Raw genomic sequence first — 25,544 nt, forward strand, 5'->3', positions numbered from 1 at the left:
TCCTAAGACAATGCAGCTTTTTTAACAAGTCATATGCGCTATGTTCATACTTGTTTAATAAAGCAACTATTTTGCTTCAAATAAACATTGAGTGAATACAAGGTCATCTATAATTTGATAGTGAACATTAACTTCTAAACCTGTTTGTACTTGTTTGCTTAAGTTATGCATTATTTTAAAAGTTAAAATAGTATCGTTAAATGCAATTAACTTTGCTTTATCGAAGCCAAAATATTTTTTCACAAAAGGGTAGAGGGCTTTATAAATACTTTCTTTGGCAGAAAAAATAACACTTAAGGGGTGTGTTACTTGCTTACCAAGTTCATGAAATTGCGTTTTTTCGTCATCTCGTAATATGTGTGTTTGCAGTTTTGTCTCTTGACTATCTTTCATCAATTTTTCGACATCAATACCTACGGCTGTGGCGCGATCTTGCAAGCCAGCTATCGCACCAGCAATGCCCTTGGTATGGGTAATTGAGCCAAATGTACCTGCCGGCCAAATTGGTACTCTATCATCAGCCGTGTGAACTATCGGGTTATCAATGTTTAGTGCTGTTAATGCCTGAGTGGCACATAGTCGGCCTGCCAAATATTCAGCTTGGCGTTTATGAACAGCTTTTTTTATGCGTTCAGGGAGAGGCTGTTTAAATTGTTCGAAACTATGAGGCACAAAGCTCTCAGCATCGAACTCAAGCACCACGAGTTCAAGCGCGAGACGATTTTCAAAAATAGACGATTTAGTGACTTGCATAGCGCACTCCTTTTAAGGGGGCTGAGTGTCATTTATTTGTATTTAAATCGCAAGCTTTTCTAAGCAGGTTAAAGATCGACTATTTAAATGGCTTATAAGTTTTACAAAAGTTTACCTGCTTTATTTTAATCCAGCTTTTAGGATGACACTAAAGTAATTAAACGACTTAGCTAGGTCACTAAGCACATACTTTGTTACAAACGCCGAAAGTTATTTTGTAATAAAAGCCATGGGTTGAGGTCTTAGTTTAAGACGTATGAAATGGATTGATACTATGCAGCAGAGTCAAACTTTGTGTTATCTAAGTGCATCGCCTTGGCAGCTATTAAGAAAAACCACCGCTATTTTATTGCCAGCGATTTGTATTCTATTGGCTTACGATCTAGCCGAATCGTCGGTGATAGCCAATACCAATGAGCAACTTCTACAACTCTATGGGTATGCTCAGCCTTTGCTTGTAACCTTGATGGCATTTGCTGTTGCCTTGTCGGTTCGAACGAATATGGCCATGGTGCAATTGGTTGAGCAGAAAAATAAAGGATTGTTTGCTCATATTCGCTTTGGTGTATTTGTCAGTGTCGCTGTATCTATTTTCTTACTACTCACATTAGATGAAATACTGGCCTTATTCGGTTTAGCTGAGTGGTTGAGTACTTTATCGGACGTGCAGTCTGTCGAGTTTACTTCAGAGATCATGTCGTTTTTAACAGTGCGGATCAGCACACTCTTTGCTCTAGTGATTATTTGGCAAGTTAGCAGCGCGCTCAGAGCATTAAACGATTGTTGGTACTCGGCACTGTATTTATTGCTTTGGATGATGTGTAAATCAATTGGGTTGTTAGTGTTAGCTCAGCACAGCGAGCTTCATTTGCTGAGTTCTCTAGCCCAGTTGCATGCTTTTGTTGATGTTTTATTTGCAGCGATAGGTTTAAGCCTTGTATTTATGAGGCATAAATCGAGTTTATTTACATCAAGCAAATCAGTAAATGGAAATTTAGATACGATACTCATTATTTGTCAGCAGTTAATACCTGCATGCTCTCTTGCGCTATTAACTTATATCGCCAGCCAGTCTGATACCGCTTTTATCGCAGTATTTGCTTTAACCTTTAAGATAGAAGCATTGGCTTTATTGATCCCTATGGTGCTGACCGCTTCATTACCTGCAATAGTGGGCGTCAATTATTGGTCGAACAATAAAAAACGTGCTGTGAGTATCTTAAAAAGTGCGTTTTATCTCATTATTGCTATGCAATGTGTGATAGCCGCTTTACTTTATTTATTTCAGTCACAGCTGTTTGCTGGGATCTGCCCCGATTGTCAGCAAATTACTTTGTTAAAATACTTCATTCAATTCTTACCCATCAGTTATGCCGGCTTAGGTATGGTTATGGTGTATGTTTCTTGTTTGAATGCCATGGGCAAGAGTAAACAAGCCATGGTGTTTTTGGCTTTCCACCGTCTATTGCTTATCCCAATTTTGGCTGTGTTGGGGCTTAATCTATTGGGCAATATGGGGTTGTTTATTGGCTTAGCAGTATCGCATTTCATTATGGGTGGTTTTGTATTTTATCAGATCACTGTTGTTTACAGCCGTTCAAGTGATGAACAAAACGACATGGTGCAATTAGATTTGCAAACAGAAAAAACTTAACTATTTGAGAAGAAAAAGTTGTTATAAAAACCGCTGTACGATTGAGTATCTTGGCAAGATAAGCGAAAATAGTCGATTAACTGATATTCATAGCCTGAGCAGGACAGTAATTTCATTTTACTTGTGCTGTGCTCAACTTAAGAGAAGATTTTAATCGATGTCAAACGCTTCAATTCCTCAGGAAGTCTCGAAAAGACGGACTTTCGCGATTATCTCGCACCCGGATGCGGGTAAAACCACCATCACAGAAAAAGTACTTTTATTCGGAAAGGCCTTACAAAAAGCCGGTACGGTAAAAGGTCGTGGTTCAAACCAGCACGCTAAATCTGACTGGATGGAAATGGAAAAAGAGCGTGGTATCTCAGTAACAACCTCTGTGATGCAGTTCCCGTATAACGATGCTTTGGTTAACTTACTAGATACCCCGGGACACGAAGATTTCTCTGAAGATACTTATCGTACACTGACAGCCGTTGACTCATGTCTGATGGTGATCGATGCAGCAAAAGGCGTAGAAGACCGTACACGTAAACTAATGGAAGTAACGCGCTTACGTGATACGCCAATCGTGACTTTCATGAACAAGCTTGACCGTGACATCCGTGACCCTATGGAAGTGATGGACGAAGTTGAAACTGAACTTAACATCATGTGTGCGCCGATCACTTGGCCAATCGGTTGTGGTAAAGAGTTTAAAGGTGTGTATCACATTCACCGTGATGAAACGATTTTATACGCAACTGGTCAAGGCCATACTATCCAAGAAAAGCGCATCATTAAGGGCTTAGATAACCCAGACTTAGATGCAGAAATCGGGGATGAATTAGCAGAGCAACTTCGTGAAGAGTTAGAGCTAGTAATCGGTGCATCAAACGAATTTGATCACGAGCTATTCCTATCAGGTGAGCTAACGCCTGTATATTTTGGTACAGCATTAGGTAACTTCGGTGTTGACCACATGCTTGACGGTTTAACTGAGTGGGCGCCAACGCCTATGCCACGTCAAACAGAAGAGCGTGAAGTAAAAGCCGAAGAAGAAAAGTTCTCAGGTTTCGTATTTAAAATCCAAGCTAACATGGACCCGAAACACCGTGACCGTATCGCTTTCATGCGCATTGTATCGGGTAAATATACCCAAGGTATGAAAATGGACCACGTACGTATCGGCAAAAAAGTCAGTATTTCTGACGCGGTTACTTTCATGGCCGGTGACCGTGAACGTGCGCAAGAAGCGTTTGCAGGTGACATCATTGGTTTGCATAACCACGGTACAATCCAAATCGGTGATACTTTTACTCAAGGTGAGAAGCTTAAGTTCAGCGGTATTCCAAACTTCGCGCCAGAGTTATTCCGTAGCATTCGCTTGAAAGATCCTCTTAAGCAAAAGCAGTTATTAAAAGGCCTAGTTCAGCTTTCAGAAGAAGGTGCAGTACAGGTATTTAGACCTCTGCAAAATAATACCCTAATCGTTGGAGCGGTTGGTGTGCTGCAGTTTGATGTGGTTGTTGCCCGTTTGAAAGCAGAATATAACGTAGATGCAATCTACGAGAGTGTGTCGGTACAAACTGCGCGTTGGGTAACCTGCGACGACGATAAGAAAATGGCTGAGTTTAAACGTAAGTGTGAAGCAAACTTAGCCCTTGATGGTGGCGATAACTTAACTTACATTGCACCAAGCCGTGTAAACTTAAACTTATCAATGGAACGCTATCCTGATGTTCAGTTCCACCATACACGTGAACACTAATAAACGCTTAAATTGAATCGAATTTAACCTTGCTGGCATTGAAGGCTGGCAAGGGTTACAGGATAAAAAATGAATATCAAAACTCTATTAATTGAAAAAGCTAACGCGGCGATGCACGCTGCGGGTATTCCTGAAGGCACAAACCCAGCGGTTACACAATCTACTCGTCCGCAATTTGGTGATTACCAAATCAATGGTGCAATGGGCGCTGCAAAAGCATTAAAAACTAACCCGCGTGAACTTGCACAAAAGATCATCGACAATTTAGACGTTGCAGACCTTGCTGCAAAAACTGAAATTGCAGGCCCGGGTTTTATCAACATTCACTTAAAGCCTGAGTTTTTAGCTGCAAGCCTAGAAGCGGCAAACCAAGATGCAAAACTTGGTGTTGCTGAGCATGCAAACCCGCATAAAGTTGTGGTTGATTACTCTTCACCAAACCTTGCAAAAGAAATGCACGTAGGTCATTTACGTTCTACCATCATTGGTGATGCGGTTGTACGTGCCCTTGAGTTCCGTGGTGATACCGTTGTTCGTCAAAACCACATGGGTGACTGGGGTACTCAGTTCGGTATGCTTATCGCACACCTTGAAGACTTACTTGAGCAGGGCGTAGATCTTGAAAAAGTAGCACTTGCTGACCTTGAAAGCTTCTACCGTGATGCGAAAAAGCGTTTCGATGATGAAGAAGGCTTTGCTGACAAAGCCCGTGACTACGTCGTTAAACTACAAGGTGGCGACGCGCACTGCAAAAAGCTTTGGCAGATGTTTATCGATACTTCGGTTAAACACTCTGAAGAAGTTTACGCGAGATTAAACGTTACCCTTGGCCGTGATGATATTAAAGCAGAAAGCGCTTATAACGACCGTCTTCAAGGCGTGATTGATCTGCTTAAAGAAAAAGGCATCGCAGTTGAAGACCAAGGTGCGCAAGTAGTATTCCTTGATGAGCTTGCGAACAAAGATGGCGAGCCATCAGTGTTTATCGTACAAAAATCAGGTGGCGGTTTCTTATATTCAACCACTGACCTTGCTGCTTGTGACTACCGTTCAAATGAACTAGACGTAGACCGTATCTTAATTTTCGTAGATGCACGTCAGGGCCTACACTTCAACCAAGTTGAGATCACAGCACGTAAAGCGGGTCTGTTAAAAGACAAAACCAGCTACGAGCCAAGCTTATTCGGTACTATGATGGGTGACGATGGTAAACCATTCAAAACTCGTACTGGTGGTACAGTTAAACTAGCAGACCTACTTGAAGAAGCGGTAAGCCGTGCAGCAGATAAAATTGCTGACCGTACAGCTGAATTAAGTGAAGAAGAGCGTAGTGAGATCGCCCGTAAAGTGGGTATTGGCGCAGTTAAATACGCTGATTTATCTAAGCACCGTACCAGTGACTACATCTTCAACTGGGATACAATGTTGAGCTTCGAAGGTGCAACCGCACCTTACCTACAATACGCTTACACGCGTGTAAGTGGTATTTTCCGTAAAGCTGGCGTAGACAGTGCAAATCTTGCTGGTAGCATCAACATTGTTGAGCCACAAGAAAAAGCATTGGCGTTAAAACTACTTCAGCTTGAAGAAGTACTCGATCTGATGATCAGCGAAGCGACTCCGCACGTATTATGTGGTTACTTATATGAGCTTGCGAGCCTATATATGACATTCTACGAAGCGTGCCCAATCTTAAAAGATGATGTGGCAGCTGATGTACGTGAAAGCCGTTTACTACTATGTAACTTAGTGGCTAAATCGCTACGTACCGGTCTAGACCTTCTGGGCATCGAAGTGATGGAGCAGATGTAATCTGTTTCATTAACTAAATGAACTTCATAGGCCGCGCAACAGCATGTTGTTGCGGCCTTTTTTATACCCAATTAAGAGCAGATTGTTATTAACCTAAGCTCAGGTTAACGAGTAAGGAACGAATATGAAATTAGAAGACATTCGCCGCGAGTATACCCAAGGTGGTTTGCAGCGTGACACGCTAGCAGATGACCCTATTGTGCAATTTGAGGCTTGGCTAAAACAAGCGGTTGAAGCCAAGTTTAGCAATGATCCGACAGCCATGGTTGTAGCAACGGTTGATGAAACCGGCCAGCCTTCACAGCGTATCGTGCTGCTTAAACATTTGGATGAAAATGGCTTCGTATTTTTCACTAATACGGGCTCACGCAAGGCACAAGAGTTAAAGAGCAATAACAAGATTTCTTTGCACTTTCCTTGGCATGCGATTGAGCGCCAAGTAATCGTGTATGGTGAAGCAAAACCACTGCCAACCAGCGCTGTAGCAAAGTATTTCTTATCTCGTCCAAAAGAGAGCCAACTCGCAGCTTGGGCGTCACAACAGTCTCGTCCGGTGTCATCGCGTCAAGCGCTAATGCAAACCTTTAACAGCATGAAGTCAAAGTTTGCTAAAGGCGATATTCCACTGCCAGACTTTTGGGGGGGCTATTGTGTTGAGCCAACTAAAATTGAATTTTGGCAAGGTGGCGAGCACCGCTTACATGATCGCTTTATGTATGTAAAGCAAGCCGATGGTCGTTGGGCTGTTGAAAGGTTAAATCCTTAAGCTTTTATTTAGGTAAGCTCTTACATTAGTGGCCCTTTATTACAAAGAGCCACTTTGGATACTAATTAATTACACACGTCAGTAAGGCGACAGTTTTGATCATTAGTAAAGTTACCTGTGCGACACCTCCAGTGATCATCACAAGTATAATCCCAGCTAAAACCAGGGCCAGTACCACCACCGACTTGTGGCGTAGCATTTACTGGTAAAGCATTTTTGTCTGAAGAAAGACTCTTAATTTTCTTTTTATTTAGTTTTAATTTCATTTTTATTCCTTAAAAATTAATATGTTTGCCATGGTTGGCGTTTTCCAAACTAATAGAAAAGATTGTTGTGGTCAATACTTGTTCGGCTTGTTCTTTTTCAAAAATACATGCTAGGTGCAATACAAGAGGGTGTTAAAAATGGTATTTATTGATACACATTGTCACCTTGACTTCGACGAGTTTAAAGGTGACTTTCAAAACTATGTTTACCGTGCAACTCAACTCGGTGTTCATGGCTTTGTTGTACCTGGGATCACACTCGAGCAAAGTCAAGCTTTAGTGGGTTTTAAACAGCATAACCAAGGTGTTTATATTGCTTTTGGTCTTCACCCATATTTTATGGTTGAGCATCAAGATGGCGATTTTGAACAGCTAAAAAGCTTAGCCTTTGAGCATCGTGAGCAGCTGGTGGCCATTGGCGAGTGTGGTATCGATGCCAGTATTGAAGATATTGAAAAGCAACAAACGCTATTTGTTGAACATATAAAACTTGCGAATGAGCTGTCATTGCCGCTTATTGTGCATCACAGACAAAGCCATCATTTGATCATGCAAGCATTTAAACAAGTGAAACCCAAATGGGGTGGGGTGATCCATGCTTTTAGTGGTTCACTGCAACAAGCTCAAGCGTATATCAAACTGGGTTTTAAACTTGGCGTGGGGGGCACGATAACCTATGAACGTGCCAACAAAACCAAACAAGCTTTAGCACTAGTACCACTCGATAGCTTAGTGCTTGAGACTGACGCACCTTCTATGCCGCTTGCGGGTTATCAAGGGCAGATAAACTTACCTGAACGCCTTAAAGCAGTATTTGATTGCCTAGTAGCAATTCGCAGTGAATCAGAGTCTGAGATTGCCAAACAAGTTTATTCGTCGTCTTGTTCGCTTTTTAATATTTGACGCTTTACTTCCCAACGTTTTAACGCGCGCCCTAATTGCCAAGTGAATACACAGGTAATGATCAACATCAGCAACACCATACGACCGAGTTCGTGAAAGTGATGATGACTTTCACTCATAGCGTCTTGGGTTAAGTACACCATATTTACAAAGCCAAGGGGCTTGTCGTCCGCATCGGTAATGGGTAACACGATGGCATCTTTTAATTTGCTGATCCCTGGTAACTGTTTGGCAATGCCTTGATTCAGTGGCTCAGCTTGAAACCCTGCGGTTTTAGTCAAGAGTTGCCCTTGATGGTCGTAAATCGCAGCACCTAACACATAAGGGTCTTTAGCTAAGTTTTTAGTGAGTTTTTCTAACTTATCGAGCTCTTGGCTTTGCATTGCAAAGCTGGCGTTCCATGCTGTTTGCTGTGCCAAACTTCGGGCTGCTTGATGCGCTTGATTATGTAACAGTTGGTGAGAGCGAAAACTGGTATTAAAGGCAATCCAAGTCAGTGTGACAAAGCAAGCCGCGGCAATGATTAAACGGATCAAGCGTCGGTTTTTCGAAGACGTTATCAAATCAAGTGCTTGTGTATTTTTCATAGTATCCATATTGAGTGCTGACAGCCTTTTGGAATGATGTTACAAATGCATTGTTACTATATTTGGAGCTCACAATGGCTGGTATTCGCTTTAACCTTACACCGCAACTTCCACTCACCGATTTATGCACCTTAGCAAAATGGTATCAGATTGAAAATGATCACTTAGTCGAGCAAGCGTCTGAATCATTGCCATTGGGTGAAGATTTTATCGTGTTTTTTGGTGCTCAAGCGAACACACATTTCTTGCAATATGCCATTGAGTTTATTGGTAAGACGAATATCAATGCAGTAAGCCTATATCAGCCTGCAGCGCAATTAGCACCCGCGTTAGCGTTTAACGTTAAAGCACAGTTTGATGACTCGAAAGAATATAAAAAACAGCTGCGTAGTTTTGCTGTCGAGCATGGTTTTGAAGGTGCTTATTTATCAAAGCCAGCCAGTTTGAGTCAGCCAGGTTTACTCATCATGGATATGGACTCTACGGCGATAGAAATTGAGTGTATTGATGAAATAGCACGTTTAGCCGACGTTTATGACGAGGTTGCTAGCGTGACTGCCATGGCAATGGCTGGGCAATTGGGTTTTAGCGAAAGTTTGTATCAGCGCGTGGCGAAACTTGAAGGTATTGAACTGTCTTTGATCCAACAGTTAAAAGATAACCTACCGCTGATGGAGGGCATTCAAGATCTTTGTCATACATTAAAAGCCCATAACTGGCAGTTAATAATCGCATCGGGTGGCTTCACTTGGTTTGCAGAAGCACTGCAAGCACCACTGTCGCTAGATGCTTTTTATGCCAATGAGCTGGAAATAAAAGAGGCCCGCTTAACAGGTAAAGTATTGGGCGATGTGGTCGATGCTCAGAAAAAGGCTGATATTTTAGCAAAGACACGCACGCAGCTTGGTTTAGCGAAACAACAAACCATTGCCATTGGTGATGGCGCCAATGATTTAGTGATGATGGCTGAAGCGGGAACAGGGGTGGCTATTCATGGTAAACCCAAAGTGGTTGAAAACGCCGATGCAGCCATTTGTCGTGGCTCATTATTGCAATTGTTATATTTTCTTGCCCTATCAAAATAATCAGTTTGCCAGTGATTAATTGTTCGAAAAAAGGAAGTCGCTGAGACTTCCTTTTTTGTGTATGAAAAGGTTACCTTCGACATGCGTCCACATTTTCACAGGTAGGGAAATAACTCATAGGGCAAATACCTTGTGGCGTTGAAAAACCAAACCCACCTGCAATGTTAGGAGTCGCAACGTTATCAATGGTTTTTGCATTCGATAAGTTCTTTAACTTCTTTTTATTCAATTTCATGATCAGTTTCCTTCTAAATAAAGCCGAAATAGGCTTTTTCATGTTAGGTGGTAAAAAAGTTAGGAACAAGTTTTTACTCAGAGTAAAAAATTATAAAAACAGTTTGTTCAAACGATTAAGTGCTATTGAAATGCCTGCACTATTTAGCTCTATAGAATGATTGTTTAACCTTCATAGGGGCGAGCTTGTGAAGATTAAACATTATGGTGCTAAGTAAGTGGTATAAACGAATTCATCGCAATCTAGAAATCTCATAAAGGAGCTTCATAAAAGCCGAGCAGAGCTTATTACTCTGCTAAGAGGCTAGTAAATCTGACACAGTTTTGGCATTGTGAGATAGCATGTTAGGAGGTAATAAGCACTATGGCCCGTTTTTGTTCAGCAATTTTTTGTATGTTATTAGCTACACTTTCTAATAGTGTGCGGTCTTCAGAAACCTTACGTTTTGTTGCGGAAGATCTTTACCCCCTTCATTTCACTGACGATAAAAAGCAGCCAAAAGGGTTTTTAGTTGAGTTAGTCGAAACGGTATTGCTCGAGTGTCAATGTAAAGGACACGTCGAAATAATGCCTCAGGCACGCGCTTTCAAAGAGTTTAAGTCAGACAAAAATACTTTGATGATCTCCTTATTAAAAACGCCACAACGTAGCAAAGAGTTTAATTTTTTAGGCAGTGTTTATTTCGCAGATGCTTATCTGATTGGACTAAAGAAAAAGTCGTTCTCATTATTAGATTTAAAGAGTGCACATGGGTTAAGAGTCAGTACGGTGAGGGGATACTTTAGTCACCATTACTTAGAAAAATCGGGGTTTTCAACTGAACATGATTTAGTGCTTGCGCCAGATCCTGAGAGCCTACTCCAAATGCTTTATAAAGAAAGAACAGATCTTGTGTTAACAAATACTTTGTCGCTTGATAAAGAGCTAAGAAACATAGGACTAGACCCTGATAAGATAGAAGAAAAACTAAGTTTAAAAGACTTCCCTAACGAGTTACATTTTGTTGCCAATAAACAGCTCGATCAAGAGATAGCTCGGAAGCTAAAGCAAGGACTGGAAAAAATTAAGCTGACAGGGGAATACACAACCCTATTGAATAAATGGCAGTTACTTCAAGGAAAGTAAGTGAGCAATTTTGCTAAAAATGAGAACTAATAGAGTTGTTACTGGCAGACAATTGAATAATATATAGGATCTGTACATCTCATTTCTTCCCTAAAAAACCAAAATATCGATTAGTTACATTTTTTAACTTGTGAATGTACTGCCTACTCCCTCAAATTTTAGACTGTCCAAGTACTGGAACAGTAAAAGTAATCTTTAATGGTCAGACCACTTTAATTTGTACTGTGGTTTTTCCTAAAGTTGTATAAAGTTTAGACTTTGGTTGTAGAAAAGCTGTGGTTAAACCGTGCAGAATTTTGACAGTATCACGGGTTTTTGATAGTGTAATGCGCAAATTTGGTATTACCAATTTACCTTTTGGTTAAGATTACCTAGCAATAAGATGTTAGATGGTCTTTTCAACATGCTTAAATTCGGCGTTTGATCAATGTCTTTAAAGATAAAAGCAGCAAAATTATCTGATGTTATTTTAGAGCAACTTGAGAATATGATCCTCGAGGGCTCTTTAATGCCAGGTGAAAAGTTGCCTCCAGAAAGGGAGCTTGCGAAGCAGTTTGAGGTTTCACGACCTTCTCTTCGAGAAGCAATTCAGAAGCTTGAGGCAAAAGGACTCGTGACACGTCGTCAAGGCGGCGGAACGTATGTAAAAAATCAATTAGAACAGGGGCTCACTGATCCGCTGTTTGACTTGATCAGTAAGCATCCAGAATCACAATTTGATTTACTGGAGTTTCGTCATGCACTAGAAGGGATCGCGGCATATTATGCAGCGCTTCGCGGTACAGATACTGACTTTGAGAAAGTTCAACAAAGTTTCGACAATATCGCCGATGTGCACGGGGACCTAGAGCAAAAAGCACAAGCAATTAATGCATTTCATTTTGCAGTGGCTGAAGCGTCACATAACGTGGTGTTGCTACACCTTGTTAAAGGCATGCAGTCTTTGCTGGAGCAAAATGTATTACAAAACTTACAAGTTTTGGTGCAAAAGAACAACGTGAGTGAACAGCTTGCTGAGCACCGTAAATTGTTGATGGATGCTGTTATAGAAGGTAATCCAGAACAAGCACGATTAGCCAGTAACGCGCACTTAGCGTTTATTGAAGAAGCATTACTTGAAGCGGACAAAGAACGTTCGCGGATCGCACGTAGTTTAAGACGTACCAGTAACAATCGAGTTCGTTAAGATTAACCAGAAGTAATTAAATTCGTATTTTAAACATAAGGAACACTCCATATGTCTGAAGTCAATAAAATTGACGTAGACGCGTTAGAAACCCAAGAGTGGTTACAAGCGCTTGAGTCTGTAGTAAAAGAAGAGGGCGTTGAACGCGCTCAGTTTCTATTAGAGCAAGTATTAGAACAAGCTCGTCTTGATGGCGTTGATATGCCAACAGGTATTACTACAAACTATGTAAATACTATTCCAGCAGATCAAGAACCTGCATACCCAGGTGACACAACAATTGAACGCCGTATTCGTTCAATCGTTCGTTGGAATGCGATCATGATCGTTTTACGTGCGTCTAAGAAAGACTTAGAGCTAGGCGGCCACATGGCGTCTTACCAGTCTTCGGCTGCATTCTATGAGATGTGTTTCAACCACTTCTTCCGTGCACCAAACGAAAAAGACGGTGGTGATTTAGTTTATTACCAAGGTCACATTTCACCTGGTATCTACGCACGTGCTTTCTTAGAAGGTCGTTTAACTGAAGAGCAACTTGATAACTTCCGTCAAGAAGTAGACGGTAAAGGTATCTCTTCATACCCACACCCTAAGTTGATGCCTGAATTCTGGCAGTTCCCAACTGTATCTATGGGTCTAGGTCCAATTGCATCAATCTACCAAGCACGTTTCCTTAAGTACTTAGAAGGTCGTGGTCTGAAAGAGACGAACGAACAACGCGTATATGCGTTCTTAGGTGACGGTGAAATGGATGAGCCAGAATCACGTGGTGCAATTTCTTTCGCTGCGCGTGAGAAGCTAGATAACCTTTGTTACCTAATCAACTGTAACCTTCAGCGTCTAGATGGCCCAGTAATGGGTAACGGTAAGATCATTCAAGAACTTGAAGGTCTATTCAAAGGTGCTGGTTGGAACGTAATTAAAGTTGTTTGGGGTGCAGGTTGGGATGCATTACTAGCGAAAGACACAACGGGTAAGCTATTACAGCTTATGAACGAGACAATCGACGGTGACTACCAAACATATAAAGCGAAAGATGGCGCATATGTTCGTGAGCACTTCTTCGGTCGTTACCCAGAAACAGCGGCACTTGTTGCAGATATGACTGATGACGAGATCTTCGCGCTTAAGCGTGGTGGTCACGATACATCTAAGCTTTACGCAGCTTACAAAGCAGCGCAAGAGACAAAAGGTCGTCCAACTGTAATCCTAGCTAAAACGGTTAAAGGTTACGGTATGGGTGAAGCAGCTGAAGGTAAAAACATTGCGCACCAAGTTAAGAAAATGGACATGACGCACGTTGAACATCTTCGTTCACGTCTTGGTCTTGAAGACTTGGTATCTGATGAGCAAATCAAAGATTTACCATACCTGAAGCTTGAAGAAGGTTCAGCTGAATATGAGTACCTTCACTCACGTCGTAAAGCGCTTCACGGTTATACACCGCAGCGTTTACCTAACTTCACGCAAGCACTTGAGCTACCAACTTTAGAGCAGTTCAAGCCACTACTTGAAGCACAAAAGCGTGATATCTCTACAACAATGGGTTACGTACGTGCACTAAATATCTTATTAAAGGATAAAGGTGTAGGTAAAAACATCGTTCCTATTATTGCGGATGAAGCGCGTACTTTTGGTATGGAAGGTCTATTCCGTCAGATCGGTATTTATAACCCGCATGGCCAGAATTACACACCTCAAGACCGTGACATCGTTTCTTACTATAAAGAAGCAACATCAGGTCAGGTACTTCAAGAAGGTATCAATGAGCTAGGTGCAATGTCTTCATGGGTTGCTGCTGCAACGTCATACTCGACAAATGACCTGCCGATGATCCCATTCTACATCTACTACTCTATGTTCGGTTTCCAACGTGTTGGCGACATGGCGTGGATGGCGGGTGACCAACAAGCACGTGGTTTCTTACTGGGTGCAACCGCTGGTCGTACAACCCTTAACGGTGAAGGTCTACAGCACGAAGACGGTCACTCGCACATTCAAGCGGGTACTATTCCTAACTGTATTTCTTACGACCCAACATTCGTATTTGAAGTAGCGGTAATCCTACAAGACGGTATTCGTCGCATGTACGGTCCTGAGCAAGAAAACGTGTTCTATTACCTAACGCTAATGAACGAGAACTACGCACAACCTGCAATGCCAGAAGGTGCGGAAGAAGGTATTCGTAAGGGTATCTATAAGCTTGAAGACAACGCTGGTGACAAAGCACACGTTCAGCTAATGGGCTCAGGTACTATCTTAAACGAAGTACGTAAAGCAGGTCAGATCCTAAGCGAAGACTATGGCATTGGTTCAGATGTATTCTCTGTAACGTCATTCAATGAGCTTGCACGTGACGGTCAAGATGTTGAGCGCTTCAACATGCTTAACCCAGCAGCAGATCAAAAAGTACCTTACATCACATCTGTATTAGGTGAGTCTCCAGCAATTGCTGCAACTGACTACATGAAGAACTATGCAGAGCAAGTACGTGCTTATATGCCAAGCGCTTCTTTCAAAGTACTTGGTACTGACGGTTACGGTCGTTCAGACAGCCGTGAAAACTTACGTCGTCACTTCGAAGTAAATGCAGGTTACGTAGTAGTCGCTGCACTTACAGAGCTTGTTAAGCAAGGTAAAGTTGACGCATCAGTTGTTGCTGACGCTATCAAGAAGTTTGATATCGACACAACGAAAACTAACCCACTATACGCATAAGAGGCAGATATAATGGCAATCGAAATTCATGTTCCAGACATTGGTGCAGATGAGGTTGAAGTAACTGAGATCCTAGTTAACGTAGGTGACACAGTTGAAGTTGATCAATCTCTTATCACTGTTGAAGGTGATAAAGCTTCAATGGAAGTGCCAGCTGCGCAAGCGGGTACAGTGAAAGAAATTAAAGTAGCTGAAGGCGACACTGTTGCAACTGGCTCTTTAATTATGATTTTTGATGCTGCGGGTGATGCACCTGCAGCAGCCGAGCCTGAAGCACCAGCAGCCCCAACGGCTGCACCAGCTCCAGCAGCGGCATCTGAATTAAAAGAAGTTCACGTACCGGATATCGGTGGTGACGAGGTTGAAGTAACTGAGATTATGGTTACCGTAGGCGACGTGGTTGAAGCTGACCAATCAATCTTAAACGTAGAAGGCGACAAGGCTTCTATGGAAGTACCAGCACCATTTGGCGGTACAGTTAAAGAAATCAAAGTTGAAGTTGGCGGCAAAGTATCAACGGGCTCGTTAGTATTCGTATTTGAAACTGGTGCATCTGCGCCGGCAGCTGCTGAAGCGGCTCCTGCGGCAGCGCCTGCTCCTGCAGCGGCGGCAGAACTGATCGAGGTTCACGTACCAGACATCGGCGGTGACGAAGTTGAAGTAACTGAAGTTATGGTTGCGGTAGGCGATGCGGTTGAAGCTGACCAATCAATCTTAAACGTAGAAGGTGATAAGGCTTCTATGGAAGTACCAGCACCATTTGCAGGTACTGTTAAAGAAGTGAAGGTTGAGGTTGGCGGTAAAGTGTCGACTGGTTCATTGGTATTTGTATTTGAAACGCAAGGTTCTGCACCAGCTCCTGTAGCGGCGCCAGCAGCTGCACCAGCTCAAGCGGCTCCGGCAACACCTGCGGCAAAACCAGCGCCAGCATCGGCACCTGCAGCTTCAGCACAAAAAGATGAATTTGTAGCGAACGACCAATACGCACATGCATCACCTGTAGTTCGTCGTCTAGCGCGTGAGTTTGGTGTAAACCTAGCACGTGTTAAGGGCACGGGTCGCAAGAACCGTGTACTTAAAGAAGACGTACAAAACTACGTGAAAGAGTTAGTGAAGCAAGTTGAATCAGGTCAGCTATCTAAAGGTGGCAACACTGGTGGTGGCGAGCTAAACTTAATTCCTTGGCCAAAAGTAGACTTCAGCAAGTTTGGTGAAGTTGAAGAGAAGAAACTTTCTCGTATTCAAAAGCTTTCTGGTGCAAACCTTCATCGTAACTGGGTACAGATCCCACACGTTACGCAATTTGACGAAGCGGACATCACCACGCTAGAAGCATTCCGTAAAGAGCAGAATGTACTGGCTGAGAAGAAGAAAATGGGCGTGAAGATCACACCACTAGTATTCGTAATGAAAGCAGCGGCTAAAGCACTAGAAGAGTTCCCAACGTTTAACTCATCACTGTCTGAAGATGGCGAAAGCTTAATTCTTAAGAAGTATGTAAACATTGGTATCGCAGTAGATACACCAAATGGTCTAGTTGTTCCTGTTGTTCGTGACGTGAACAAAAAAGGCATCATTGAGTTATCTCGTGAGTTGATGGAAATTTCTAAGAAAGCACGTGAAGGTAAACTAACTGCATCTGATATGCAGGGCGGTTGTTTCACTATTTCTAGCCTAGGTGGCATCGGTGGTACTGCGTTTACACCAATCGTAAATGCACCAGAAGTTGCCATCTTAGGTGTGTCAAAGTCAGACATGAAGCCGAAGTGGAATGGTAAAGAATTTGAGCCGCGCCTAATGGTGCCGCTAAGCTGTTCATACGACCACCGTGTAATTGACGGTGCGTTAGCAGCACGCTTTACTGCAACACTGGCAGCTTACCTAAGCGACATTCGTCAGCTGGTAATGTAAAACTCAAAAATCCCACTGATTTTCAGTGGGATTTTGTTTGTATCCTCTGATACAATCGACGCACACTTTTTTAGTCTGCCCCTTGTTCCTCCTGACAAATGGATGACATGGCAGTGAGTATAACGAGTAGGGCAACGCCAATTTGGCATAACCCGTTCGCAAAATATTAAGGTTAAAACATGAGCAACGAGATCAAAACTCAAGTTGTTGTACTAGGCGGTGGTCCTGGTGGTTACTCTGCAGCTTTCCGTGCTGCTGATTTAGGTTTAGACGTTACACTTATCGAATCACGTAACACTCTAGGTGGTGTTTGCTTGAACGTAGGTTGTATCCCTTCAAAAGCATTACTTCACGTTGCTAAAGTAATCGACGACGCGAGCGAAATGGCATCTCACGGTGTTACTTTCGGTGCTCCACAAATTGACCTAGACAAAATCCGCTCTTGGAAAGAGTCTGTAATCGGTCAATTAACTGGTGGCTTAGACGGCATGGCGAAGATGCGTAAAGTTAACGTTGTTAACGGTTACGGCAAATTCACAGGTGCTAACACTATCGCTGTTGAAGGCGAAAACGGTACTACAACTGTTACTTTCGACAATGCAATCATTGCAGCGGGTTCTCAGCCTGTAAACCTACCTTTCATCCCAGAAGATGAGCGTGTAATCGATTCAACTGGTGCACTTGAACTTAAAGACGTACCTGAGAAGCTACTTGTATTAGGTGGTGGTATCATCGGTCTTGAGATGGGTACTGTTTACCGTGCGCTAGGTTCACAAATTGACGTTGTTGAATTTGCTGATCAACTAGTACCAGCAGCTGATAAAGACATCATCAAGATTTACCAGAAATACGTTAAGAACAAGTTCAATGTAATGCTTTCTACGAAAGTAGTGGCTGTTGAAGCGAAAGAAGACGGTCTGTACGTATCATTCGAAGGCAAGAACGCTCCGGCTGAGCCAGTACGCTACGACAAAGTATTAGTTGCTGTAGGTCGTACGCCTAACGGTAAACTACTTGACGCTGAAAAAGCGGGCGTAGCTGTTGACGAGCGTGGCTTCATCAACACTGATAAGCAAATGAAGACAAACGTAAACCATATCTTCGCGATTGGTGATATCGTTGGTCAGCCAATGCTTGCGCACAAAGCGGTTCACGAAGCACACGTTGCTGCAGAAGTTATCTCTGGTCAGAAGCATTACTTCGATCCTAAGTGTATTCCTTCAATCGCATACACAGATCCAGAAATCGCTTGGGTTGGTGTAACTGAGAAAGAAGCAAAAGAGCAAGGCCTTAATATTGAAACTGCGGTATTCCCGTGGGCAGCATCTGGCCGTGCAATCGCTTCAGCTCGTACTGAAGGTTCAACTAAGCTTATCTTCGATAAAGACTCAGGTCGTGTTATCGGTGGTGCTATGGTTGGTATCAACGCAGGTGAAATGCTTGGTGAGATCGGCCTAGCGGTAGAAATGGGTGCAGACGGTGAAGACCTAGCGCTTACTATCCATGCTCACCCAACTCTGAACGAGTCAATTGGTCTAGCTGCTGAAATTTTTGAAGGTTCAATCACTGACCTACCAAACAAAAAAGCAGTTAAAAAGAAGAAGTAATTCTCTGATTTAAAGCTTTAAAAAAACCCGCTTCGGCGGGTTTTTTGTTATCTGCTACATTAAAGTGTCACTTTTACATATTCTCCGGGTGCATCATAGATACCCGGCTTTTCATCAGTATGCGTTGCTCTGGCGTCTACTTTTGTGTCGTTGAGGTTGTTAAGCCACTGGTGCCAGTGAGGCCACCAAGACCCCGTTTGATGCTTAGCTTTATCAAACCATTCTTGCGCTTCACCTTTGGCCTCTGGGCCATAAAAGTAACCGTACTTATTTGCCTCAGGCGCATTAATTACACCGGCAATGTGGCCACTCTCACCCAGCACAAATGTCACTGGGCTTGCGGTATTTTGCACACCTTTAAATGTGGCTTGCCAAAGCGCAATATGATCATCACGCGTAGAAAGCATATAAATCGGTGTTTTTACCTTGCTCAAATCAATTTTAGTACCACGAATACTGATTGCTTTAGGCTCTACCAGCTTGTTTTCTAGATAGAGGTTACGCAGCATAAAATTATGACATGCTGCAGTAAGATTGGTACTGTCACCATTCCAATAGAGCAAGTCCATATTCATAGGTGCTTTGCCTTTGAGGTAATTATTCACATAATAATTCCAGTACAGGCTGTTTTCTCTGAGCATACTGAATGCGGTGCCGAGTGAGTGACCATGCATGACCCCATTTTCAGTATTATAAGCTTCAAGCGCTGCAATTGTTGACTCATTGATAAAGACACCAATCTCTCCAGGCTGAGCAAAATCGAGTAATGTGGTTAATAAGGTCGCACTTTTAATGCGTTGTTTCATACGCTTCGCTGTGAAATAAGCCAATGTTGTGGTCAGCAAAGTACCGCCAATACAATAGCCCATGGCATTGACATAAGTTGTGCCTATATGCTTTTCGATGGCATCAAGGGCTGCTATCACGCCATCAACCACATAATCTTCAAAGCTGATGTGTGCCATACTTGGATCTGGGTTTTTCCACGACATCATGAATACGGTATGGCCTTGATCGACAGCCCATTTCACCATTGAGTTTTGTTGTTGCAAATCTAAGATATAGTACTTGTTCACATAAGGTGGAATGATTAATAGCGGTGTCTCGAGTACTTGTTCTGTGGTTGCACTGTATTGGATTAATTCAAATAAATGGTTTTGATACACCACACGACCCGGTGTCGTCGCTAAGTCTTCACCGAGTTTATAAGCTTGCTCTTCAGTCATGCTAATACGCAGCATGTCTTGGCTTTTGTCTAAGTCTTTTTTAAGCAGTTCAAAGCCTTTTACTAGGTTTTCACCTTTTGACTCTAGGGTGAGTTTGAGTAGTTCGGGATTAGTGCTGATAAAGTTGCTGGGCGCAAGCGAATTAATAGTTTGTCTGGCAAAAAACTCAAGGCGCTCTTTTTGTTTTTCGTCTAGCCCTTGGGTATCACGAATGTTCTGCAGCAGCGATTCGCCAAATAATAAGTAACTTTGTTTGATGTAGTTAAACCATGGATTTTGTTGCCATTGCTCGTCTTTAAAACGGCGGTCGCCACGCTCTTCAGTGATGACAGGCGCAACGTTTTCATCACCGGCTTGCATCGCATTTTGCATTATCTGCAATTGCTGTTGCCACCAGTTCGTTTGATTCTTTATTAATGTCTCAGGCTGCTGGCTTAGCGCTTGCAACCAGGTAGTAAAGTCTTTGCTGTTTTGCTCATTTAAAGCTTGTTGTACAGGGCTTTGTTGGCTCAGGCTTTGGGTAAAGGAGTTAAAAATTTCTTGGTTTTGTTGCCACCAAGATTGCATCGTAGCATTTAAGGCGTCGTTATCCATCTTCATCATGATTGTCCTAATGACACAACTAGACGCTGCTTGGGTGTCGCAGCATGAAGGCAAGAAGAGCAGATAGCGGCAGAAATACCGCTACCTAAATAAGTCTTAAGCTTGAGCAGTTTGCATTTGCTCTTTAGTTAGAGTTTCAAGGTTGTCTTTAAACTCTTGACCTAGTTTAGTTAGCTTTTGACCGTCTTCGATCATTTGCTGGCTTAGTTGGGTCATCGCTGAAACTTGGCTTAAGTTAAAATCGATTGCCGATTTCACATCTTGTACTTCAGTCGCAGCTTTTAATTGCGATACAGAAGCATTTGAGATGTTTTGTACTGCATCAATTTGAATGCTCGCTAGCTGCTCAATGTTCTTTGCAACTAGTTGGTTGAACTTAATAGCTGGGCCGAAAAACTTTTGGTTTTGTTCAGTTAGCGTGTTTAGTAAATCAGTGTACATAACGTTTTCCTTTTGAGTCGTTGAGATTTTTCAAAAATTTGGTTGAGCGTTAACTGCTTACTCAACTAACTTAATTCATATATAAACCGCCGTTTAAGGCGAGTGTTTCACCTGTGATATAAGCCGCATCGTCAGAAGCTAAAAAGCGGACTGCTTTGGCGACTTCTTCTGGGGTCGCTAAACGTTGCATAGGTACTTGGCCGCGAATGTTATCTAGTACTTCAGGTTTCATTGCTGCAACCATTGGGGTTTCTGTATAACCAGGGGCAACTACATTCACCGTAACACCGGCGCGTGCACCTTCATAAGCTAGAGATTTAGAAAAGCCGATCATGCCCGCTTTTGCTGCGGCATAATTTGCTTGACCAAATTGGCCTTTTTGACCGTTAACGCTGGAGATGTTGATGATTCGACCTTGCTTTTGTGCACACATATGCGCAAACAAGGGTTGGGTCATGTTGAAAAGGGAGTTTAAGTTGGTATCGATCACTTCGCGCCATTGTTCAATCGACATTTTTTTAAATGTGGTATCACGTGTGATACCCGCATTGTTGACTAACACATCAATGTGTTGATGCTCTTCGATGAGGTCGTCTAGGGCAAGTTTACAAGCTTGCGTATCTGTCACATCTAAAAACGCCGCTTGGACATGTTTTGGATTGATGTTTGCTTCATTGAGCCATTGATCAAAGTCAGCTTGGGTTCGACGTTGACTGGCAACGGCGATAACAAAGAATTGGTTTTCTACAAGAGATTGAACGATGGCTGTACCAATGCCACCAAAGGCGCCAGTTACAATGGCAGTTTTTTGTATATCCATGATGATTTCCCTACATCTTTTATGACAATTTAACTGCATTTGTCATGTTTGTTTATGGCAACAAACACCAGTGAAATTCACTTGAGTGATCGTTAAGTGACTTCATTATTTGCGAAAAAAGTGACAGTTTTTTAACCAAACCATGACCTTTTTAAGAACTCACCCTTGCGGCTTACTTTAAGCGTAAACCCCATAGCGCGGTTTATCATATAGTCTATCGTTATGCTCGAAATTTGCACAATTTATAACTTGATCTAAATCTAGTTTTCTTTACTAAACTTAAAGTAAGGAAAAATAAAGGTCAGACTATGCGCGTTCAGTCTTCATTACTTATTTTTAAAGTTGCTTCGAGCACATGTGTGTTTTTAATCATGCTTGCAAGTTGGTTCATGTATTCACACATAGATCATACTCAGCAAGTTGAGCTGCAATTAAATCGTCTTAAGTTAGCTGCAGCTCGATTAGTTGGCGTGAAAAATGATTACATACAAGAAAGGCAGCCAGAATTTATTGAGTCTTTCGATAAGCATTATTTTCAATTCGAAAAAGAATACGGTGAGCTTGCTCAACTTCTTTTAGATGAGCCAAAAGTTATGCTGCAACTTTCCGCAATAGAATCTAATACCGCACAACTAAGGCAAACTTTAAAGCGTTTTGAGCAGTTCCAAATCAAGTTAGGTCATGAGGCTGATGAGGGGGTATATGGCTTGTTTAGACGTCACGCTCATCAGTTACAAAGTTATGTGCAAACAGCTGAAAAACCCATGTTAGAGCTTAAAGTACTTGAATTACGACGTGCAGAAAAAGACTTTTTACTGCGACACGATCATGCCTATGTTGAACGTCATACTGGAGTTTACGAAAAATTATATCAAAAGTTGCAATCCGAAAACCCTCAAGCGGCACTGCTACTCAAAGCTTATCGGCAGGGATTTTTATCTTACAGTGCAGTGCTCACAGAAATTGGTTTGAACTCTAAGCAGGGGTTGAGAAAGCAACTTGATGAGCAAAAAAATGCGCTAACAACCAAAATATTGGGATTGAGCAATACTATTATTTTACAGGACCACGACACTAAGCAAGCTTGGGTTTTAAGCTTACTAGGCATGATAATTTTGATTTGCTCTGTGTGCTTTGTGCTGTTGATGATCTTGCATGCAAGAGTCTCGAAAAAAATTAATGTGATCAATGATGTCTTAGACAAGGTTGTTGAACATGAAAACTTTAAACTCAGGACTAATCTCAATAATATCGATGAGTTAGGTCAAATAGGTACGCATGTCGATAAATTACTTGAATACCTTGATGGCTTATTAGCGCGTTTGTCTTCGGCACAAAAACGCCTTTTAGAAGATGCTGAAGTGGCGAGTTTTAGCAATGTCATACATCGCTTTGCTCAAGAGCTCAATACGCCACTTGGAGAAGTAAAAAGTGGTAAAGGCGATATGGCTGAGTTAATAGCCATCATGAAAAGTAACCTAAGAGATGGGTTAGATGAGAATGCCTCTATCACTGAGATGATAAGTCATCTAGAAAGTACGCTAGATATTATTGAAAGTAACCTCACGGTTAGTGAGCAGCTTATTGAAGAGTTTAAACTGATCTCTGCAAACCAACACTTGGATATCTTGACCTATTTTAACTTACTTGATCAAGTAGAACAGACTTTTCGAAGTAATGACGGTTTATTATCTGCCGATGATTATGATATCACCTTTGATATCTCAGAAGGGTTGTTTATTAATAGCTACCCCTCTGCAATCAATCAGATCATTAACCTATGCATTCATAACAGTATTAAACATGGCAAAATAGCCAATCAGAAACTCCATATTGTGGTGTCGGCAATGGTTGTAAATGACTTTGTGCATATCTATTTCAAAGACGATGGCATGGGTATAGACAAAGAAATTTTACCAGTGATCTTTGAACCGTTTATTACTTCAAAACGCCATAGTGGTGGCACTGGTCTAGGTATGAGCATCATACATAATTTGGTCACGCAAAAGCTGAAAGGGGAAGTGAAAATGCAAAGCCCTGCGCATGGTGGTGCTTGCCTTCATATTATTTTGTCAGAGACTGAATTTTCACAAAAACAATTATCTGACGTCAGTTCAGAGCCTATAAGTTAATCTTACGAGTAACTCATTTTGTTTAGGTTGACGTTTTATTCTGTCAGCAGAAATAAGTATATAGAAATAAAAAAGCCATGGTTTTTAACCATGGCTTTCTAAATCACTTTTGCGATTAAGCTTTTTTACTTGCTACCCACTCGTCAACGAACTTTTCAAGTACGTTAAGTGGCACAGGGCCATTTTTCAGAACCACATCGTGGAACTGACGAATATCAAACTTGTCACCAAGTTCTTTCTTCGCATCTTCACGTAGTTCTAAAATCTTAAGCATGCCCACTTTATAAGCAGTTGCTTGAGAAGGCATTACGATGTGACGTTCAACCATTTTAACACCGTCAGACTTAGCGTTAGGGGTGTTATTCACGTAGTAGTCGATACCTTCTTGGCGAGTCCACTTCATAGCGTGAATACCTGTATCTACCACTAGACGACATGCACGCCACAGCTCCATCGCGAGACGACCAAAATCTGAATATGGGTCTTCATATAGGCCCATTTCTTTTGGTACCAGCTCAGAGTATAAACCCCAACCTTCGATGTAAGCTGTGTAGCCACCGAATTTACGGAACTTAGGCACACCTTCAAGCTCTTGCGCAATAGCAATTTGCATATGGTGACCTGGAATACCTTCGTGGTAAGCAAGCGCTTCCATTTGGTAAGTAGGCATAGCTTCCATGTCATAAAGGTTTGCGTAGTAAATACCAGGGCGAGAGCCATCTGGAGCAGGCTGCTGGTAGAAAGCTTTACCAGCCGCTTTTTCACGGAACGCTTCAACACGTTTAACGATCATGTCTGCTTTTGGCTTAACTATGAATAATTCATCAAGACGAGATTTTAGGTTGTCGATCATCGCAGTAGCATCTTTTAGATACTTCTCTTTACCCTCTTCTGTATTAGGTAAGTAGAATTGCTTGTCGGTTTTCATGAATTCCATGAATGCTTTTAAGTCACCTTTGAAGCCAACCTTTTCTTTGATTGCTCGCATTTCGTCATGAATACGTGCAACCTCTGCAAGGCCAATTTCGTGGATTTCTTTAGCCGTTAGCTCTGTAGTCGTTGTACGAGCAAGGGCATTGTTAAAGAATGCCTCACCTTCTGGGAGCTTCCAAGCACCATCACGGGTATCTGCTTTCTTTTCGAGCTTAGCTAGATAATTAATTAGCTTGTTGTAAGACGGCTTGATAGCGGTTTTAAGTGCTTCTGTCGCTTCATCGATGAGGGCTGCTTTTTCTGAATCAGCGATTTCTAGTTTGTTTACCTTACGTTTGAAGTCAGCAAGTAGAGTAGAGTCGTCACCTTTTTCAAAAGGTGCACCTTTAATGATATTCTTGCTTGAATCAATTACATGAGGGAATACAAACTTCGGTGCAATAATGCCCTTTTGTGCACGGATCTCTAAAGAGTCAATAAGTTGATCTAATACTTTAGTGACGCCATTTAAACGAGAGATATACGCTTTCGCATCTTCTACGCTAGTGATTTGGTGTTGGTTAATTAAAAATGCAGGCACCATTGAGTGTGTACCAAACATTTGGTTAACCGGATAGTTATGGTAGCGCCATTTGAAATCAGCAATGCCATTTTCTAAGCTTTGTTGCATTAGGTCATAACTAACCAGAGTATTAGCATCAAGTTTGCTGCGGTCAATTGCAGTTAAACGAGCAAGATTCTTTTTCGTGATTTCAAGATCTTCAAGTGCGCGTGCTTCACTGTCATCATCCCATTTATCATAGTCTTTTTTGATGCCCATGTAAGTTTGGTATACCGGGCTGCGCATAACGCCATCCATGAAGATTTCTTCGAAAAGCGCATTGGCTTTTTCTACTTCACTTTGAACAACTTGAACTTGGGGTGCAGGAGCAGGTTTTTCAGCAGTTTGCTGACAACCAGCCAAAAATGCTGCGCTGATTGCTGCAGCAATAATGGTGAGTTTACGCATTGTTATCTACCTTTGAGTTTTTTGT

Annotated in this window: 20 protein-coding genes; 12 read left to right on the forward strand and 8 right to left on the reverse strand. The window is 42.0% G+C overall.

The window, feature by feature from the left end:
- Nucleotides 1-66: 66 nt before the first annotated feature.
- Nucleotides 67-753, reverse strand: coding sequence for a 4'-phosphopantetheinyl transferase family protein (locus tag C1E24_RS14515; RefSeq protein ID WP_138482636.1), 687 nt, complete (start codon nucleotides 751-753; stop codon nucleotides 67-69).
- A gap of 274 nt (nucleotides 754-1,027) precedes the next feature.
- On the opposite strand from C1E24_RS14515, the gene C1E24_RS14520 reads away from it, so the two are divergent.
- The 4 genes from C1E24_RS14520 (at nucleotide 1,028) to pdxH (ending at nucleotide 6,732) form a co-directional block, all read left to right on the forward strand.
- Entirely contained in the window at nucleotides 1,028-2,407 is a 1,380-nt protein-coding gene (locus C1E24_RS14520; protein WP_171040901.1) for an MATE family efflux transporter, read from the forward strand.
- Between the two features lie 157 nt (nucleotides 2,408-2,564).
- Nucleotides 2,565-4,154 carry a peptide chain release factor 3 gene (gene prfC / locus C1E24_RS14530; RefSeq protein ID WP_138482638.1) on the forward strand — a complete coding sequence of 530 codons (1,590 nt, stop codon included), beginning with the start codon at nucleotides 2,565-2,567 and terminating at the stop codon, nucleotides 4,152-4,154.
- Nucleotides 4,155-4,223: 69 nt separating this feature from the next.
- Nucleotides 4,224-5,966: an arginine--tRNA ligase gene (argS, locus tag C1E24_RS14535; RefSeq protein ID WP_138482639.1), complete on the forward strand. Its 1,743-nt coding sequence runs from the start codon at nucleotides 4,224-4,226 to the stop codon at nucleotides 5,964-5,966.
- 124 nt (nucleotides 5,967-6,090) lie between these two features.
- Nucleotides 6,091-6,732: a pyridoxamine 5'-phosphate oxidase gene (pdxH, locus tag C1E24_RS14540; protein ID WP_138482640.1), complete on the forward strand. Its 642-nt coding sequence runs from the start codon at nucleotides 6,091-6,093 to the stop codon at nucleotides 6,730-6,732.
- Between the two features lie 65 nt (nucleotides 6,733-6,797).
- Here pdxH and C1E24_RS14545 read toward each other — a convergent pair whose 3' ends face one another.
- Nucleotides 6,798-6,998: a hypothetical protein gene (locus tag C1E24_RS14545; RefSeq protein WP_138482641.1), complete on the reverse strand. Its 201-nt coding sequence runs from the start codon at nucleotides 6,996-6,998 to the stop codon at nucleotides 6,798-6,800.
- Between the two features lie 138 nt (nucleotides 6,999-7,136).
- Between C1E24_RS14545 and C1E24_RS14550 the strand changes: the two genes are divergently transcribed.
- Nucleotides 7,137-7,901: a TatD family hydrolase gene (locus C1E24_RS14550; RefSeq protein WP_138482642.1), complete on the forward strand. Its 765-nt coding sequence runs from the start codon at nucleotides 7,137-7,139 to the stop codon at nucleotides 7,899-7,901.
- Here the strand turns inward: C1E24_RS14550 and C1E24_RS14555 are convergent.
- Nucleotides 7,868-8,488, reverse strand: a complete 621-nt coding sequence (locus tag C1E24_RS14555) for an AhpA/YtjB family protein (RefSeq protein WP_138482643.1) — start codon at nucleotides 8,486-8,488, stop codon at nucleotides 7,868-7,870. The two genes, C1E24_RS14550 and C1E24_RS14555, sit on opposite strands and share 34 nt — an antisense overlap.
- A gap of 74 nt (nucleotides 8,489-8,562) precedes the next feature.
- Here C1E24_RS14555 and serB point away from each other — a divergent pair, with 74 nt between their 5' ends.
- Nucleotides 8,563-9,573 carry a phosphoserine phosphatase SerB gene (gene serB, locus C1E24_RS14560; RefSeq protein ID WP_138482644.1) on the forward strand — a complete coding sequence of 337 codons (1,011 nt, stop codon included), beginning with the start codon at nucleotides 8,563-8,565 and terminating at the stop codon, nucleotides 9,571-9,573.
- Between the two features lie 70 nt (nucleotides 9,574-9,643).
- Here the strand turns inward: serB and C1E24_RS20965 are convergent, their stop codons facing one another.
- Nucleotides 9,644-9,808 (reverse strand): hypothetical protein, encoded by a 165-nt coding sequence (locus tag C1E24_RS20965; RefSeq protein WP_171040902.1) that lies wholly within the window; start codon nucleotides 9,806-9,808, stop codon nucleotides 9,644-9,646.
- A 363-nt stretch (nucleotides 9,809-10,171) separates the two neighbouring features.
- On the opposite strand from C1E24_RS20965, the gene C1E24_RS14565 reads away from it, so the two are divergent.
- The 5 genes from C1E24_RS14565 (at nucleotide 10,172) to lpdA (ending at nucleotide 18,355) form a co-directional block, all read left to right on the forward strand.
- The gene (locus C1E24_RS14565; RefSeq protein ID WP_138482646.1) at nucleotides 10,172-10,933 is read left to right on the forward strand and encodes a transporter substrate-binding domain-containing protein; all 762 of its coding nucleotides are present in this window, start codon (nucleotides 10,172-10,174) and stop codon (nucleotides 10,931-10,933) included.
- Between the two features lie 427 nt (nucleotides 10,934-11,360).
- On the forward strand, nucleotides 11,361-12,119 hold the full coding sequence (gene pdhR / locus C1E24_RS14570) for a pyruvate dehydrogenase complex transcriptional repressor PdhR (RefSeq protein ID WP_058030666.1): 759 nt from the start codon (nucleotides 11,361-11,363) through the stop codon (nucleotides 12,117-12,119).
- Between the two features lie 51 nt (nucleotides 12,120-12,170).
- On the forward strand, nucleotides 12,171-14,837 hold the full coding sequence (gene aceE, locus C1E24_RS14575) for a pyruvate dehydrogenase (acetyl-transferring), homodimeric type (RefSeq protein WP_138482648.1): 2,667 nt from the start codon (nucleotides 12,171-12,173) through the stop codon (nucleotides 14,835-14,837).
- Nucleotides 14,838-14,849: 12 nt separating this feature from the next.
- Entirely contained in the window at nucleotides 14,850-16,748 is a 1,899-nt protein-coding gene (gene aceF, locus C1E24_RS14580; RefSeq protein WP_138482650.1) for a pyruvate dehydrogenase complex dihydrolipoyllysine-residue acetyltransferase, read from the forward strand.
- A 179-nt stretch (nucleotides 16,749-16,927) separates the two neighbouring features.
- Nucleotides 16,928-18,355 (forward strand): dihydrolipoyl dehydrogenase, encoded by a 1,428-nt coding sequence (gene lpdA, locus C1E24_RS14585; protein ID WP_138482652.1) that lies wholly within the window; start codon nucleotides 16,928-16,930, stop codon nucleotides 18,353-18,355.
- A gap of 59 nt (nucleotides 18,356-18,414) precedes the next feature.
- On the opposite strand, the gene phaC is transcribed toward lpdA, so the two are convergent.
- The 3 genes from phaC to C1E24_RS14600 form a co-directional block, all read right to left on the reverse strand.
- Entirely contained in the window at nucleotides 18,415-20,181 is a 1,767-nt protein-coding gene (gene phaC, locus C1E24_RS14590; protein WP_431188331.1) for a class I poly(R)-hydroxyalkanoic acid synthase, read from the reverse strand.
- A gap of 99 nt (nucleotides 20,182-20,280) precedes the next feature.
- Nucleotides 20,281-20,625, reverse strand: a complete 345-nt coding sequence (locus C1E24_RS14595) for a phasin family protein (protein WP_058030660.1) — start codon at nucleotides 20,623-20,625, stop codon at nucleotides 20,281-20,283.
- Between the two features lie 70 nt (nucleotides 20,626-20,695).
- On the reverse strand, nucleotides 20,696-21,445 hold the full coding sequence (locus tag C1E24_RS14600; protein WP_138482655.1) for an SDR family oxidoreductase: 750 nt from the start codon (nucleotides 21,443-21,445) through the stop codon (nucleotides 20,696-20,698).
- 308 nt (nucleotides 21,446-21,753) lie between these two features.
- Here C1E24_RS14600 and C1E24_RS14605 point away from each other — a divergent pair, with 308 nt between their 5' ends.
- Nucleotides 21,754-23,577, forward strand: a complete 1,824-nt coding sequence (locus C1E24_RS14605; RefSeq protein ID WP_138482657.1) for a sensor histidine kinase — start codon at nucleotides 21,754-21,756, stop codon at nucleotides 23,575-23,577.
- A 115-nt stretch (nucleotides 23,578-23,692) separates the two neighbouring features.
- On the opposite strand, the gene C1E24_RS14610 is transcribed toward C1E24_RS14605, so the two are convergent.
- Nucleotides 23,693-25,519 (reverse strand): DUF885 domain-containing protein, encoded by a 1,827-nt coding sequence (locus C1E24_RS14610; RefSeq protein ID WP_138482659.1) that lies wholly within the window; start codon nucleotides 25,517-25,519, stop codon nucleotides 23,693-23,695.
- Nucleotides 25,520-25,544: the final 25 nt, after the last annotated feature.

This window comes from Pseudoalteromonas phenolica, from assembly GCF_005876835.1.
GTDB lineage: Bacteria > Pseudomonadota > Gammaproteobacteria > Enterobacterales > Alteromonadaceae > Pseudoalteromonas > Pseudoalteromonas phenolica_B.